Source organism: Methylosoma difficile, assembly GCF_054657615.1.
This window is the reverse complement of record NZ_BAAHYJ010000005.1, coordinates 91,154-107,278: the sequence shown is the minus strand read 5'-3', so window position 1 is coordinate 107,278 and position 16,125 is coordinate 91,154. Positions and strand designations below refer to the sequence as shown.

The 16,125-nt window shown below is 44.3% G+C and carries 15 protein-coding genes and 1 pseudogene; 5 read left to right on the top strand and 11 right to left on the bottom strand.

The features are described 5' to 3' along the window. Nucleotides 1-31 precede the first annotated feature (31 nt). Complete coding sequence (locus ACYQ1O_RS13950; RefSeq protein WP_459992548.1) at nucleotides 32-700, top strand: Crp/Fnr family transcriptional regulator; 669 nt, start codon at nucleotides 32-34, stop codon at nucleotides 698-700. Nucleotides 701-745: 45 nt separating this feature from the next. Here the strand turns inward: ACYQ1O_RS13950 and ACYQ1O_RS13945 are convergent, their stop codons facing one another. Together ACYQ1O_RS13945 and ACYQ1O_RS13940 are read right to left on the bottom strand one after the other, a co-directional pair. Further along, on the bottom strand, nucleotides 746-1,969 hold the full coding sequence (locus ACYQ1O_RS13945; RefSeq protein ID WP_459992545.1) for an aspartate kinase: 1,224 nt from the start codon (nucleotides 1,967-1,969) through the stop codon (nucleotides 746-748). A 239-nt stretch (nucleotides 1,970-2,208) separates the two neighbouring features. Continuing rightward, nucleotides 2,209-3,132 carry a porin family protein gene (locus ACYQ1O_RS13940; RefSeq protein ID WP_459992543.1) on the bottom strand — a complete coding sequence of 308 codons (924 nt, stop codon included), beginning with the start codon at nucleotides 3,130-3,132 and terminating at the stop codon, nucleotides 2,209-2,211. Between the two features lie 433 nt (nucleotides 3,133-3,565). Between ACYQ1O_RS13940 and thiO the strand changes: the two genes are divergently transcribed. The 4 genes from thiO (at nucleotide 3,566) to ACYQ1O_RS13920 (ending at nucleotide 8,499) form a co-directional block, all read left to right on the top strand. Then, nucleotides 3,566-4,666 carry a glycine oxidase ThiO gene (gene thiO / locus ACYQ1O_RS13935; RefSeq protein WP_459992542.1) on the top strand — a complete coding sequence of 367 codons (1,101 nt, stop codon included), beginning with the start codon at nucleotides 3,566-3,568 and terminating at the stop codon, nucleotides 4,664-4,666. Nucleotides 4,667-4,735: 69 nt separating this feature from the next. Beyond that, a complete protein-coding gene (locus ACYQ1O_RS13930; RefSeq protein ID WP_459992540.1) occupies nucleotides 4,736-6,037 on the top strand; it encodes an NAD(P)/FAD-dependent oxidoreductase in 1,302 nt (433 codons plus the stop codon). Between the two features lie 26 nt (nucleotides 6,038-6,063). After that, the gene (locus tag ACYQ1O_RS13925) at nucleotides 6,064-6,594 is read left to right on the top strand and encodes a YcxB family protein (RefSeq protein ID WP_459992538.1); all 531 of its coding nucleotides are present in this window, start codon (nucleotides 6,064-6,066) and stop codon (nucleotides 6,592-6,594) included. Between the two features lie 15 nt (nucleotides 6,595-6,609). After that, nucleotides 6,610-8,499, top strand: coding sequence for an ATP-binding cassette domain-containing protein (locus ACYQ1O_RS13920; RefSeq protein WP_459992536.1), 1,890 nt, complete (start codon nucleotides 6,610-6,612; stop codon nucleotides 8,497-8,499). Nucleotides 8,500-8,553: 54 nt separating this feature from the next. Here ACYQ1O_RS13920 and ACYQ1O_RS13915 read toward each other — a convergent pair. The 9 genes and pseudogenes from ACYQ1O_RS13915 to mobA all read right to left on the bottom strand — a co-directional run bounded on the left by ACYQ1O_RS13915 (nucleotide 8,554) and on the right by mobA (nucleotide 16,108). Next, nucleotides 8,554-10,101 (bottom strand): annotated as a pseudogene (locus ACYQ1O_RS13915) (GSCFA domain-containing protein). A 50-nt stretch (nucleotides 10,102-10,151) separates the two neighbouring features. Beyond that, nucleotides 10,152-10,898 (bottom strand): phosphate/phosphite/phosphonate ABC transporter substrate-binding protein, encoded by a 747-nt coding sequence (locus tag ACYQ1O_RS13910; protein ID WP_459992535.1) that lies wholly within the window; start codon nucleotides 10,896-10,898, stop codon nucleotides 10,152-10,154. 5 nt (nucleotides 10,899-10,903) lie between these two features. Beyond that, nucleotides 10,904-11,380, bottom strand: coding sequence for a PAS domain-containing protein (locus ACYQ1O_RS13905; protein WP_459992533.1), 477 nt, complete (start codon nucleotides 11,378-11,380; stop codon nucleotides 10,904-10,906). A 35-nt stretch (nucleotides 11,381-11,415) separates the two neighbouring features. Next, nucleotides 11,416-11,778, bottom strand: a complete 363-nt coding sequence (locus tag ACYQ1O_RS13900) for a roadblock/LC7 domain-containing protein (RefSeq protein ID WP_459992532.1) — start codon at nucleotides 11,776-11,778, stop codon at nucleotides 11,416-11,418. A gap of 38 nt (nucleotides 11,779-11,816) precedes the next feature. After that, on the bottom strand, nucleotides 11,817-12,461 hold the full coding sequence (locus ACYQ1O_RS13895; RefSeq protein WP_459992530.1) for a hypothetical protein: 645 nt from the start codon (nucleotides 12,459-12,461) through the stop codon (nucleotides 11,817-11,819). After that, nucleotides 12,454-13,002, bottom strand: coding sequence for a GTP-binding protein (locus tag ACYQ1O_RS13890; RefSeq protein ID WP_459992528.1), 549 nt, complete (start codon nucleotides 13,000-13,002; stop codon nucleotides 12,454-12,456). The genes ACYQ1O_RS13895 and ACYQ1O_RS13890 overlap by 8 nt, the downstream gene beginning before the upstream one ends. A 22-nt stretch (nucleotides 13,003-13,024) precedes the next feature. Next, complete coding sequence (locus tag ACYQ1O_RS13885) at nucleotides 13,025-14,263, bottom strand: hypothetical protein (protein WP_459992526.1); 1,239 nt, start codon at nucleotides 14,261-14,263, stop codon at nucleotides 13,025-13,027. Further along, complete coding sequence (locus ACYQ1O_RS13880; RefSeq protein WP_459992525.1) at nucleotides 14,256-14,999, bottom strand: type IV pilus assembly protein FimV; 744 nt, start codon at nucleotides 14,997-14,999, stop codon at nucleotides 14,256-14,258. The genes ACYQ1O_RS13885 and ACYQ1O_RS13880 overlap by 8 nt, the downstream gene beginning before the upstream one ends. Nucleotides 15,000-15,511: 512 nt before the next feature. After that, complete coding sequence (gene mobA / locus ACYQ1O_RS13875; protein WP_459992524.1) at nucleotides 15,512-16,108, bottom strand: molybdenum cofactor guanylyltransferase MobA; 597 nt, start codon at nucleotides 16,106-16,108, stop codon at nucleotides 15,512-15,514. Nucleotides 16,109-16,125 lie beyond the last annotated feature (17 nt).

The following is a 16,125-nucleotide window of genomic DNA, read 5'->3' as shown; positions in this document are numbered from 1 at the left end:
AATGCTTTTTTAACCCAAATGGGGATTGAGTGTGGCATCAAACGTTTTAGAAGGACTTAAAAATATCGATTTTCTCGCTAACGTGCCGGATAAAGCACTTAAAGCGCTGGCTTTGCGCGCTAAACAGCAAAAGTTTAGCAAACAAGCGCTTATTATTTCTGAAGGTGATGAAAGCAGCTCGCTCTACATCATTGTTTCCGGCAAAGTACGTATCTTTGTCCGTGATGACAAAAGCAAAGAAGTGACACTGATGTTCCAAGAAAGCGGTTCCTATTTTGGTGAACTGGCCTTGCTTGGCAATGAACCGCGCTCAGCTTCTGTACAATCGGTTGAGTCGACCGTTTGCAGCATGATTTCCAAAAACGACTTTGTGGCATGGTTGATTGACAACCCTGAAGTCATGCTCGAACTGCTAAGCAATTTGTCAGAAAAAGTCCGCCATCTGACCGACAAGGTCAAGCACTTGGCCTTATCTAATGTTTACGAACGGACAACCCGCACCTTAAACAGCTTGGCCATACCTAATGGTGAAGAAGGTTTTATCATACGGAATCGCCCCACCCAGCATGAATTGTCAACCATGGTGGGGGCTTCAAGGGAAATGGTCAATAAAATCATGAAAGATTTGACCAAAGGCGGGTATATCATCATTGAAGGCAAGAACTGGATCATCCCAAGCAAATTGCCTATTAACTGGTAAGCACAAGGCGCACTTGCATGCGCCTTTTACCCATTTATTCTTCAATTAAGCACTTGCTTGATCCAGCTTAAAGGCCGCATGTAACGCCCTAACTGCCAACTCCAAATACTTCTCATCAACTACAACCGAAATTTTAATTTCTGATGTGGCAATCATACGGATATTGATGCCTTCCGATGCCAAGGTCTTAAACATGGTGCTGGCAATACCGGCGTGGGAACGCATGCCAACACCAACAATGGACACCTTAACAATAGAGTCATCGCCCGTCACTTTTCTTGCCGCCATTTCTTCGCAGGTTTGCTCCAAAATGGTTTTTGCGCGTTGGTAGTCGTTACGGTGTACGGTAAAGGTAAAATCAGTCGTGGCATCGTCGGCAATGTTTTGCACGATCATATCCACTTCAATATTGGCATCCGCTATTGGACCTAAAATTGCCGATGCGACGCCTGGACGGTCTGGCACGCCAGTAATGGTCAATTTTGCCTCATCGCGGTTAAAAGCGATGCCCGAAATTAATGCACTTTCCATGATGGATTCCTCGTAAGTAATGAGCGTGCCATTACCCTCTGTAAATGATGATAAAACGCGCAAGGCAACATTGTATTTGCCTGCAAATTCAACGGAACGGATTTGTAAGACTTTAGAACCCAAGCTCGCCATTTCCAGCATTTCTTCAAAGGTAATGCGGTCTAAGCGACGCGCCTTAGGTTCTACACGCGGATCGGTGGTATAAACGCCATCGACATCGGTAAAGATCAGGCATTCATCCGCTTTTAACGCCGCCGCCAAAGCCACTGCTGTTGTGTCGGAACCGCCGCGTCCTAACGTTGTAATGTTGTCGTTTTCATCAACACCTTGGAAACCTGCCACCACCACGACTTTGCCTTCATTCAAATGGGCGCGCATGCGGGCGTCATCAATTTTACGGATACGAGCTTTGGTGTGACTGCTGTCGGTGAGGATTTTCACCTGACCGCCAGTGTAAGAACAGGCATCGCAGCCCAATTCATGCAATGCCATGCTTAGCAAAGCAACAGTCACCTGCTCGCCGGTTGACACCAGCACATCCAACTCGCGGGCATTGGGTTGTTGCTGCATGGCTTTTGCCAAATCAATCAGACGGTTGGTTTCGCCGCTCATCGCCGACACGACCACCACAATCTGATCGCCCAAATCATGGGCTTTTTTTACTTTTTCAGCGACCGCTTTGATACGCTCAACCGTACCCACTGACGTGCCGCCAAATTTATAGACATAAAGTGCCATTCTAAAACCTGTGTATGTGTTCTTGCGAAGAAACCGAAGCATCGCTTCGGGCTTGCTATGGTAAAAGGTTTTTGCTGATTTGTTAAACGATGATGACATAGAAAAGCAAAAAACTGCTTTTTACTGTACGGTTGGGCTGACAAATGCTTTGTTGAAGTACCTTTTATCCCAATCCAACAGACAAAAAAAAGGAGGGACTTGATGCCCTCCTTTTTTGGATTGGATTTTAAGCAGTTTGCTTAGAATCCGATACCCAAATAACCACCAGCAGTTAAGCCGTTGGTATTTACGCCATCACTGTCATAACCAGTCCAGTGGTAACGGGCGTCCATACCCACTTTAATTTCTTTCCATATAGCGTATTCCGCACCCGCTGCAAACATTGCACCTGGATTTAATACGGTTACACCATTAGATGGTGGGCTGATAACATGGATGCCCATACCCACAGGGATGATCCAAGGTCTAAAGGCACTGCCTTTCATGAACTTGATTTTTGGGGCTGCGGTTAAAGTGAATTGGGTAACGGTAACTTGGTCACAACTTGCTGTTCCGGCAGCACCAGCACCAGCCGCCGCATTAACGGTAGTACATAGCGGATTGTTGTTCGCTGAGAATTTTTTGGATCCAAAGTTTTTGTATTCAAACATCAACTCAGCCATTACTTCAGTGCTGTCAACCATGCCCCAAACATCATCTGTCAGGCCAAAATCGAAACCAGCACCGGTATACCAGCCATCTTGGCTAGCAATACCACCACCTAATGCGCCACCTGCAACTTGGTTACCTGTCAAAATATCATTTCTGACTTGGTCATTATATGCAAAACCACCACGGAAGAAGACCATGCTGTCGTTTTTATCTTGGCTAGATACTGGTTTCGCTTTTACAGAATGCATCCACTGTTCCAACTCTTGAACTTTAGCAGATTCGCCAGCTACCACAGGAGCAGGGCGACTCGCTTCAGCACGTAGCGCTTGCAGCTCATATTGCATGGATTGCAATTGCGCTTCTAAAGCTTGGACTTTGCTGTTCATAGCAGCAACTTCTGAATAATTGCTACGCACAGCTTTTGATTTCGCAAAGCTTTGTGGTGCAACCAAAACACCTGCAACAGCAACGGTGGCTGTTAACAGCCCTAATGTTTTTATTTTGTTTGTCATCGTTTCCCCTTATGAGGTTGTTATAATAAATTTGCGTATACGCAACAAAATCTGTCCTGCGACAGTTTGATATTAGCAGCAAATACGCTTCATAACAAGTTTTAATCGGTTTTTTTTAACCAAAAAATATACATAAATATCAATAAATTAAAAATATTTCTTGATGTAATTTGTAGGTTTTTACTGTAAGTGTTACGAATTTTTTACACAATTTTGTATAAACGCAGCTTGTTGATTTTACACAACGCCCTTATTAACCTGTAAAACACACTGTTTACAGACCAATTACAAATAGAAAAACCGTTTTTTTGGTGTGGATACGGTTCCGGACAATCGTGTTATAAGCATGTTTTAATGCTCTCGATTGATACGATAGCCTCCCCACTCTAGTACAAAAACAGAAAATTAATAGGGCATCCCTAACTAAACACCCATGCAACAAATTTCAGAGATTACCATTATCGGTGGCGGCGTGATCGGCCTAATGACCGCAAGGGAACTTTACAACGCTGGGGTCAGCGTGACTGTTATCGATAAAAATGCCTTAGGGCGAGAATCATCTTGGGCTGGCGGTGGTATTTTGCTGCCTTTATATCCGTGGCGGCAGCCAGAGGCCATTAGCCGTTTGGTCATGCAAAGCCTAAAACTCTACCCTAATCTGGCTAATCAATTATTGGAAGATACTGGACTTGATCCGGAATGGACCCCTTGCGGCTTGCTCATCACCAAAAATCCAGATTACAGCAAAGCCATTTCTTGGTGCGAAAACCAGAAAATCCATTATGGCGATGCGCAAGCAGCCCAGCTCGCGCCTTTCAGCACAGAAACCAAACAGCCCTTATGGCTGCCTGATATTGCCCAAGCCAGAAATCCGCGCCTGTTAAAGTCACTCAAACAAGACCTGATTAATAAAGGCGTGCCTTTTATTGAACACTGCCAAATCAACGGCTTTACCCTTAAACAACAACGCATCACCGCATTGCAAACCAACCAAGGGGAAATGCCTGTTAATCAATTGGTCGTCGCCAGCGGCGCATGGACGGGGCAACTATTTGCCAGCCTACCGGCAAACCACCCCATAAACAATCCGCAAGTGATGCCCGTCAAAGGGCAAATGCTACTGTTTGATGCAACGCCTGAAACCTTGCCCTACATGGTATTGGATGGCGATCGCTACCTCATCCCTCGCCGTGATGGCAAAATCCTTGCCGGCAGCACAGTTGAACGGGAAGGCTTCGACAAAACCATTACTACTACGGCCAAGGAGCAATTGCACAACTTTGCTACCGAACTGATGCCTGCCCTGAAGCAGTTTTCGCTCATCCATCATTGGGCAGGACTCCGCCCAGGAACCACACAAGGCATACCCTATATATGCAAACACCCAGACATCCGTAATTTAAGCATTAATGCCGGACATTTTAGAAACGGTCTTGTGATGGCTCCTGCTTCCGCACAACTGCTTGTGGATATTTTGATTGACCGCCCCATCGCCATTCCTGCCGACGCCTACCAATTGGACAGCCCACATTAAGCGCAACCAAGGCATTGTTTCGAATTAATGCTATAGTACGCAAAACCATTTCGAAGGCGGGTCATCACAATGCAAACTAACGAAAAACATAAAATAGTAATTGTTGGCGGCGGTGCTGCGGGTCTGGAACTCGCCACTTATTTAGGCCATAAACTCGGCAAAAAAGGCATTGCCGAAATAACCCTCATTGATGCCACCACCACTCATGTTTGGAAGCCTTTGCTGCATGAAGTGGCGGCAGGTACGCTGGATGAATCGGAACAGGTCGAATACATGGCGCAAGCGCACCGCAGCCATTTCCAGTTCCGGCTGGGCAAAATGGAAGGTTTAAACCGCGCGGAAAAAGCCGTTTATGTCAGGCCCACTATCAACGACCAAGGCGAAGAACTGATTCCCAGCCGCACCTTCCATTACGACACCTTGGTGATGTCAGTGGGCAGCGTCAGCAACACCTTCAACATCAAAGGCGTTGCCGAACACTGCCTGTTTTTGGACACCACACGCCAAGCCTTCAAATTCCAAAAGCAACTGTTTGAATCTTACTTAAAAAGTTACATTGGCAAAGACAAAGCCACCGTCAAACCGCTATCGATCGCCATTGTCGGCGCTGGCGCGACGGGTGTGGAACTGGCGGCACAATTGCATGAAGTGACCGATGTTTTGGCGATTTACGGCCTAAAAGAACAAAGCGACGTCAAGCTGACCATCATCGAAGCCGCCACGCAGCTGCTGCCTGCCCTGCCCGGCAAATTGGCGATTGCCACCCAACAGCAACTGGTCAAACTCGGTGTCAGCCTTAAATTGGGCCGGCGCGTCGTTGAAGTCAGCCCCAGCGGCATCACCACCCACGATGGCGAATTTATCGAAGCCGACATAAAAGTCTGGGCGGCGGGCATTAAAGCGCCGGATTGGATGAAAAATCTCGATGGCCTAGAAACCAACCATATCAATCAATTGATCGTGGACAGCACACTCAAAACCTCCGATGACGACATTTTTGCCATCGGCGACTGTGCAGCTTGCCAATGGCCGGGCCACAACGGCAACGTTCCGCCACGCGCACAAGCCGCCCACCAACAAGCCACCGCTGTTGGCAAAACCATCATCAGCCGCCTAAAAGGCGGCCAGCCCGTCAACTTTGTTTATTACGATTACGGCTCGCTGGTATCGCTCGGCAAATACACCACCGTCGGCAATTTGATGGGTAACCTCATGGGAACCGTCAGCATTGGTGGCTTTATCGCCAAAGTCGTGTACTTGTCTTTGTACAAAATGCACCAAGTTGCCATCCACGGTTACTTTAGAACTGCGATGTTGACGCTCTCCAACGCTTTTAGACGTAGTGCCTACATTAAAATAAAAATGCACTAATCCTTAACCACCACCTTAACCAGACCATGTTCGAAATAGAGTACGAATTCCAAGAAAACGACCTGATTCATTTTAATGAAATGCTGTACATGAAAAATGAAGAAATCCAGAAAAACCTGACCAAAACCCGTTGGATTGTGCCAGGCTTAATGGGGTTGATTGGCGCGTTTTATTATTTTTATTACAACGACATCAACACCTCCATCTACATCATCGTCATTGCCACGCTTTGGGCGGTTTTCTCACCCAAAATCATGCGCTTGGACTTTCACCGGCAAATATTGAAAAGCTATACCGATAAAGAAAAAAAAGCCATGTTTGGCACTTACACGCTAACAATAGACCCTGCCAACCCTAAGTTTTTGCTGGAAAAATCTCCCAGCGGCAAAAACAAAATGGCATTTGAAGATTTGGTTCGCGTCGAATACGGCAAACGCTACGTCTATATTTTCATCACCTTGGATACGGCATTGGTGATTCCGGTCGAGGCAGTCAAATCAGGCGATTTGGAAAAATTCGCCGAACAAGTTGACCAAATGATCCAGCGGGCCGCTTAAGCACTCAGACCAGTAATGCTAAACTTCAAAAACATCGCCCTACGTCGGGGCGTGAACGTCCTTTTCGAACAATCCTCATTCACCCTGCACAAAGGGCAAAAAGTCGGCTTTACCGGTGCCAATGGCGCGGGTAAATCCAGCTTTTTCGCGCTCATCCGTGGCGAATTGCACCTGGACAGTGGCGACTTTACCATGCCGCCCAACTTGGAAATTGCCCATGTTGCGCAAGAAACCCCGCCTGAAGCGTGTTCGGCAATTGATTATGTCATCGACGGCGACCAAGAACTGCGCCGCCTGCAACAACAACTAGCCGCTGCCGAACAAAGCCACGATGGCTTAAAGCAAGCCGAGTTGCACGCCACGCTGGACACCATTGGTGGCTATACGGCGCAAGCGAGGGCTTCGCGCCTAATGAACGGCTTGGGATTCAAAGCCGAACAAGAACACAATCCGGTCAATTCTTTTTCCGGTGGCTGGCGTATGCGCCTTAATTTGGCGCAAGCACTGATGTGCCGATCCGATGTCTTGCTGCTCGACGAACCCACTAACCACTTGGATTTGGATGCCGTGATCTGGCTGCAGGATTGGCTGTGCAAATACCCCGGCACTTTGCTGCTGATTTCGCATGACCGCGATTTTCTCGACGCCATCACCGACCATATCGTCCATATCGAACAACAGCGCGCCGACATTTACACCGGCAATTACTCGGCCTTTGAAAAAATGCGCGCCGAAAAGCTATCGCAACAACAAGCCGCTTTCCAAAAGCAGCAACGTGAAATTGCCCACATGCAAAGCTTTGTGGACCGCTTTAAAGCCCAAGCCACCAAAGCCCGGCAAGCACAAAGCCGCATCAAAGCCTTGGAACGCATGGAGCTAATCGCCCAAGCGCATGTCGATTCGCCATTTGACTTCAGTTTCCCCGACCCAGGCCGTATCCCCAACCCGCTGTTAAACCTTAACAAAGCAGATATTGGCTACGGACAAAAAACCATCGTCAAACAAGCTGGCTTGACCATATCACCTGGGGATCGTATTGGCTTGCTGGGTCCAAACGGAGCGGGTAAATCGAGCCTGATTAAAGTGTTGGCAGGCGAAATGCAGCCGTTAACTGGCACCCGCGTCGCCGCTGAAGCCTTAAGGATTGGCTATTTTGCCCAACACCAATTGGAGCAATTGCGCTTAGATGAAAGTCCGCTTTGGCATGTGCAACAGCTGAACAAACAAGCCACCGAAAAAGATTTGCGTAATTTCTTGGGTGGTTTTGATTTTCGTGGCGACAAAGTCATGGAAGCGGTTCGGCCATTCTCAGGTGGCGAAAAAGCCCGCTTAGTGCTGGCTTTGCTGGTTTACCAAAACCCAAACCTTCTGCTGCTGGACGAGCCAACCAACCATTTGGATTTGGAGATGCGCCATGCCTTAAGCGTGGCCTTGCAGGATTTTCAGGGCGCAATGGTCGTCGTTTCGCATGACCGGCATTTATTACGATCAGTCACCGACCAATTATTACTGGTCGCTGATGGAAAAGTGCAGCCTTTCGACGGCGATTTGGACGATTACCGCAACTGGCTTAATGAACAGAAAAAAACCGAAGAAAAGGGTAACGAAACCGAAACAGCCATCCCTACTGTCTCGCGTAAAGACCAACGCAAGCTGGAAGCCGAACGCCGACAAAAATACAAGCCTTTGTACGACGCCCTCAAAAAGGCCGAAAATCTCGTTGAGAAGCTACTGGAAGAGCAGCGCCAATTGGAACAGCAATTGGCTGATCCAGACATTTATGCTGACAGTGAAAAAAATCGTTTAAAACAATTGATCGAACGAAAAACACAAGTTTCCAAAAATTTGGAAGCCGCAGAAATGGCTTGGTTGGATGCAGAAGAACAGCTGGAATCCGCGCAATAATCCGGTGTGTTGAAAAATGTCTAAAACAAAAAAACGCCGGACAAGGCAGTACTGTCAAGCAGATGTCTGGCACATGATCGGGCTATTTCCTAAGGGCATTCGCGTTTCGGCAAAAACCACGTTAATTGATTGACCTTCTAGTTTTTTATTTTCCAAAGAAATATCAAAACCGCAATTTAAAAACTTGTCCCCATGCGCGGCAGCCACATCGACCCTAGGATTCGCCGCCAATACAGTATCCAACAAGATATTACCCGAATATACCTTTATTGTTATTGGCGATGTGCGGCCTAAATGACATGCCCACCCGGATAAGTTGCGCCCGTCCCAAACATCGACATGACCGGCAAACAGCCGTCTTTGGCTTAAGGCGCGCTTTTTCATTAAGTTAAATATCTTACTTAAAAAGCCCAGATGTTTATATGTCTTAAAATATGTTAATAAATAAAGTAGCTTGGCTTTGTACTTGCCCTGTACCCCAACTTGTAAAGCCGTCCACAATATTAATAACTCTTGTCTATGCTCGCCGTCTAAGGACATCAATTTCTTTATTATCTGCTTAGATTGCTTAAGGTAGCCCCCATAGTATAAGCACTTTGCTTTTAGATATTGATTTTCATTATATATGCTCGCAGGCGCATCAGTATATTGCGCCATCACATTAGCCATTATGAAATCTATAAACGACTCATGAATATGGCGAAAATCATCTTCACTCCAAACAATTTCAGCATTGGTAAGGCTTACAAACTCATAACTAGGAAAATAATTAACGTTAGCCTTATCAATGATAAATTCTTCAACCGATGCCCTTAAGACTGCTTTTGAATAAGCATTTGAAATCAAAACATCTTGGCTTCGATAGGTTACATTCAGTGGCACCGGTGATACTGTAAGCATTAAACGAAAACCGGGCTTTAAATGCTTATCAAGTAGAGCGTAAATCTCATTTAAATAAGACAACGTTTTACTATAATCAAACACATGAAATTCAAAACGTCCAGGATAACGTTTTACTAATTCAGGTGTGATCGCTATATTTAAATAAAGACTGGATTGTTTATCAAACCAAACCTCACTCAAACCTAAGGTTAACACCACTACGTCAGCTTTTTTTATTGCGGAAAAAGCTTGATTAAAGCTTTTTCGAAATAACTGAATTTCATCAACCCCACATCGATATTTATTACCAACCAATTGATAGTCTTCGTATAAATTATCGTTAACCTATATTAAAACCTTTTCAACAGGAAAAGTACCTTCCGAATCTAAAGCCCATTTTAATTCGTTATAAATACTGGCAACATTATATTTACGAATTATATTTTCATTATCCACATGACGGTTTGGAGATTTTGGCAAGTCACGAAAAATAGACAATACTTCGTAATTTTGCCGATGCAAGGCGTTGCTAATTTCACTGGCAAAACAAGAACCTATACAAAATATCTTGTCATCAGGTTTGATCTTAAAAGTTGCGTTGCCGATTGGCGTTGCAATTGGAAATAAACGATCCGGATTATTTCTGCCAGGCCACCGCTTCAGTTTATTACTAATAACCGTTTTATAAACTTCTTCCCCAGAAATAATTTCAATCGCCATTAATTGTGATCCAACATTCTATATTTTTGTAATCAACGTCTAATTCGCAATTAAACTGCTAGCGTATCCATTAAATCAATCATAAATTCCATCTGCTCATCGTCAACCGCTACCCATGATCGAAAACCTAAACTATCGAGAATACCTTGGCTGCTTTCTGTTTGACTCATTCGCTGTAAAAGCTCAGAAATTTCTTGGCGTCTACCTGCTAATTTTGGCCCTAACATAAGACTATGATGAATAACCGAAATTTGGCTACGAACCAAAACCCGCAATTGTTTTTTTATCATGTTTGATAAATCGTCATAGGCTTCTGCCAAAAAAATTCCAGCATCGGCATTATTCTGTAACAATTGTTTAGCAACAATGACATAGGTATCGGAAATTTGAGTATGGATATTTTCGGTATTGAGATCAGCAGACTCGAGCATTATCATACCCATCATATGCACATCAGGGTCTTCTGTAATAGCCAATCTGATACCTGGCAATAGGTCGCTGACATCTTGAGCGTTGCTTTGGGCATTTACAGCAATAATGGCTTCATCGGAAATGCCTTCGGCTTTTACTAAGGATACAAAGCCGAATTCTCTAACCAACATGGATGCATCGAAAGGATTTGCATAGATAAGATCAACTTGCCCTTTCTGAATGGCAAGCCTTTGGGATTGGAAATTACTATACATTTCCAAATGGATGGCCTCATTAGTTTGCTTTTGTAGCCATGTATTGAAAATGTACCATCCAGACAAATGGTCAGGGCTAAAATCTGGGCTTACTGTAAATTGATATGTCACAACACTCACTCCATTCCTTTGTAAAGGAGAATACTCTCTTCAACTTTACTCCTTGATGGTTTTCTACGAACAGAAGTATAGCTAACTACTTGACCATTTCTGACATTAGGTATGACGGTAGCCTTAACCCAATAATAACCGCCATCCTTGCGTAAGTTTTTAACAAAGCCTTGCCATTTCTCGCCTCTGTTAACCGTTTCCCATAAATCTTTGAATGCTGCCGACGGCATATCAGGATGCCTTAAAATAGAATGCGGAGACCCTATCAACTCTTCTTCGAAATAACCTGACATTTCAATAAATGCTTTGTTAGCATTAGTAATAATACCGTTTTTGTCAGTGGTTGAAACAATAAGCTTGCCATCGGGATAGGGTGTTTCAATATCGGTAACTAAAACCTTTCGCTTTAATCCACCATACAGATTGAGGGTTAATTCTTTATAATCTCCAATAATATATTCCGACATCATGTCATAAATCATATACCCTCCCCAATCCACTGACGCAGATCAATCAACTATAAAAAGTCGGCAATACTTCCTGCAGCTCTTTTAACATCAAGGAATATCAAACCAAGCTTTGCATTTGGTTTAGCCAATACTGTCAACACTGACTCAGGGCCTGCATAGGTCATTAACACATAACCGTTTGCGCCCTTAATCAATACTTGCTCCAATGTACCCCTTGCCAATTCTTGTGCTGTCCTATCACCCAAAGAAAGCATTGCAGCGCTCATCGCACCCACTCTATCTTCATCCATGCCTGCCGGCAACACCGATGCAATCATCAAACCATCAGTCGAAATAATACCCGATGCTTCAATATCGGCTGATGTGCCATTAAGCTCTGTTAGCACAGAAGTCAACATATTTGCCCGCATTTTTTTGTCCTCTTAAAATTAATAACGAAATATAAAGCTTAAATTTCCTTAACAGTATAGCGTATGCTCAAAGCCCAAACCAAGGAAACAAACTCAGGCTGGTTAAAATGGGGAATACCTGATATTGCGACAACAAAACGGTTATTGGCAATAAATAACGGCCAAAAACCAACTTGGCTGTTACCAAAGCTATCGACGATTGACCATGCCTGGCTTGTTACCCCCATATTGTTAGTCAAAAGTCCTGACCGGCGCTGGTGAACAGTAGCAATTTCAGCACTAAGTGCCGAAAGCTCTTCTGCAACCTCATGAGGAAAGCCATGAGTCGCCAAATAAAATCCTTGGTTTTCTGCCAATAAAACTTTCCCATTTTCAGAAATGGTACTTAATAATAGCGGCAAAATATGCTCCAAAGGTTTGCTTGGATATTCTAACGGCTCATGAAGACCTTGAACCCACCTTAGTTTTTGACAATGGTTCAAAAGCTCGTAGCACTTACTTTCCTCTTCATGCCCCATTAGCTCTTGCAATGTTTGTAAATTAAGCGATGGAGTCGTTTTTTGTTGCAAAAGTTTTCTTAAAAACTGCCGAGGCTTATCGGTTTCAAGGGAAGAAACTGCATAATATGCACCTGCTGGTGTCGGGTAAAGGTAAACATTGTCGGCTAAAGAGTATTTATTCATTTCCATCGTCCTCAAGACCTGGGTCTAATGAATAAAGTAAAGCCTGAACCAATAGCGACACGTCGCTCTTAACCCTAGCATCAACGGCAAACACGGCAGGTTTTAACCCTTGTGCCTGAAGCTGGACATGATAGTCGTCGATAGTAGGCTTTGCGCTTAAATCCATTTGCGTCACACCTATGGCAACCGATGTTTCATTTATGAACTTATCGAATGTATCCAAGAAAAAACGCATATCTTGGAAAGGATCTGCCCGGGTATTATCAAGCAAGAGCACCAAGCCGATACCTCCATTAATGAGAATATCCCACATAAAGTCAAACCGCTCTTGCCCTGGCGTACCATACAGATGGAGCTTCTCACCGCCCGGCAAATTCATCACACCATAATCTAGTGCCACTGTCGTCGATGCTTTTCTCGACTTGGTCATATCACTTGCAGAGGCATCTGTCTTGACAGGAGGCATATCGCTAATTGAATTTATGGCGGTAGTCTTTCCTGCACCGACCGGCCCTGTAAAAATAATCTTATACTGACTCATGAGATTTTTATTCCGCTATGCCTTACTTGCCGCGCAGCTTGCTGAGAATCCGACTCAACAAGCCTTGGTTTTTATTAGGTGATATGGGTGGTAATTCTAACAATACATCAGCTTCCCTCTTAACCTGGCCAGCTATCCCTAAAGCGCAAGCCGCACTGATAAAAATAAAAACATATTGGGGTTTAATATTTAACACTTTTGCGACATTATCAAGCCTTCTTGGGCCTTGAATCAATAATGCCGCAATTCGCATGGCGTGAGGTGTCACTAATACACGCGTAAAGTTGGGCCATCTTTTTAAATAGACGGGTGTGTCAATGTCTATCCCAAGAGGATAGCGCCCTTTAGAAGCCCAACAAGCCACTTTCCATAAAAAGCCTTCCATGCTGTGGAATCTCTCCAGCGCCCTGGACTGCTCCGCTGCTTCTTGGCTAAGCGGGGTTATCGACATTTTAGCCCCTAATGTGTTATTGATTGCCAAACCTGAAAATGATCTCAGTTGATTTTCATCGGCATCCAACCATACTTCCGAACCCTGGGGAAAAATCAGCAAAGGATTCCAACCTGAATTCAGCTGCCTAGCCTGACCTTTGCTTTCGCTGACTTTAAATGCCGACTCAACATAACCCTGATAATACTCTTTGGGATTATAACTCGCTTTGGCAAACTGCTTGGGATCATTAACATCAATTCCTGGCACATTACCAATAAAAGCGCTAAAACTTTTCTCATTCAACTGCATAGCAGCCTGATGTTTAGAAGTTTTGTTTTGCTCGTCGTTGTTGATAACATAATTCTTTAAGACAGGCTTGGATAATTCTGCACTTGCCTTGCCTGTCCTTAGCATGTTTCTTTCGGATTCAGCCAGAAATTCCTCATTACTCTGAATCGTTTCGGATTGAGGGCTTGAGGATACAGGCCTTTGCACAGCCACATCACCAACACGCGATTTGACTTGGTTTAAAACAGCAATCATTTCGTCTGTTTTAATTGGCTTCTTGACATAATACACATTTTGAAGCTTACGGTCTGTCAACGACAGGACAATCAAAGGCTTTTCAATATTTTTTGCCAGCCTCTCATCAAGCAGTTTTTGCCCGTTAAAAACATCGGCATCATAAATATCAACAACCGCATCCTGCTCACCGGCAACGACAGCAATCCCTTTACAGGGGCCTTGCAAAAACATCATCATCATTTTCTGGCTACGGCTATCCATGCCAAACAATGCAACTTTTAGAGGTGCTTTAGCCTTATCCATTTGCTTGTGCCTTTTCGAAGTGGTTTTCCAAGCTTGACCATTTATCTGGTGTAGCCAGCCCTTGTTGTGTCAAATGTTTGTACATGCGCTTAAAACCTGCAGCATCATTGGTCAATTGGTATAGGTAAAGTAGCTCTTGATGTAAAACCAACCTGTCTGGATCGTTCAAAATGCCCTGTTCCAGCACTCTTTTGGCATCATCTAGTTGGCTATATTCGATATGGTCGTGAGCCAAATCCAAAGGATCATAGTTAGATACCCTTTGAGGTTTGGACATCATAATCAAATTGCTTGTGCCTATCATGCCCCTTGTGAAAATAGTGTAGCTGTTTCCAGGCAACAAGCTTGGATCGTAATTCTGGTCAGAAAGATAATTTTTAAAGACCTTTAATTGCACAGATTTTAGCCTTGTCCTTGAGCCAAACACCATGCGGTAACTGATTGCCTTGCCGCGCCTGTTTAAAATGACCAAAAAGTCGATAAGGGCTGCAAAGAGCTGTTCATTTAAATCAGAATGATAACAATAAAGTATGCGCTGCACATGCAGAACCAAGCGGTTGGGCTTTCTGGCCAAACGCAACACTAATTTTTCCAAATAATCTGAACGCTCCAACATTTTAGAGGACCATAAAAATTCGGTCTCCAAGTCTTGCAAACCAAAACAAGGCACCGAATAGTTGTCAGCCGATTCGTCAGAATCATGGCATTTAATTAAATAGAAATCGTCAGTATTCATGCGTGGTCTCGTGAAATGCAAAATAGAGGGTAGTCGTATATTTATTTATTACAAGCCACCACCCCATAAGACAGGGCATATGCGATACCCAATAAGACTTTGTGCCGCTTGGTTTATAGGTTGTTAGGGATGGTCAACCTTAAAATGCGTCAGGCTTGCAAAAACCTTATATGCAGACATTATGCCAACCATATACAAACAAAAACTAACCATCCAAATGATTGACCAATGCCCGCCAACCCCAATAGCCATAGCAACTAAACAATAATGCGCATAAAAACACATGTGTATTTAGTTGCTTATGAAGCTTAAAAAATAAAGCCACGAAAACCTAAAAGAATCCGCAAACGCCAAAATTTAAAACCCCATGACACAACTGACTTTATGCCAACAAAATTCGCCAAAAACTGACAAATATTGTCACTTAATATGAAATAAACCACAACAATTAATGCCTGCTTTTGCCAAATTTCACGTTCAAAACTTACCTTATTGACAAAATAAATCACTCCCTAGCCTTTTTCGTCAAAAAGGCGCAGTTCTGCAAAAGAATTGATATTGGTAAAAATCTTAGGCTCGCCACTAAAGTCGACCAAGATCGGCGAATGCATGGCCAACCAATCTTGCAGCTTCCGATGCCCAAGCGCCAGATAAGCACCTAAGCTAAACATTAAACTAGTCCGCACCACCATAAAAACAGGATGCAATCGCTCACCATCAAAAGCAACTGCCACTTGGGCATCGCCATCAAGACAAGCAGACAACAGCTTTTGCAAATGCCTAGCTTCGACCAATGGCGAATCACAAGGCATAACCACCAACAACTCCGCATCATCAGCACACTGCATTGCAGCCAAAACGCCCGCCAAAGGACCATCAAAGCTATCTGTCTGATCCCTAATCACTTCACAACCAAATTGCCGATATTGCTCAAGATGGCGATTGGCGCTGATAAACACCCGCCCGTCCAATGCAGCCGACATCGCAGCAACTGCATAACTGACTAAAGGCTGACCGCGAAAATCAACCAGCCCTTTATCCTGATTATCCATGCGCCGCGCCAAGCCCCCTGCCAGAATAACGCCAGCGACTTTAGTTTGCTTGTCCATAATGCTAAGCTTTCATC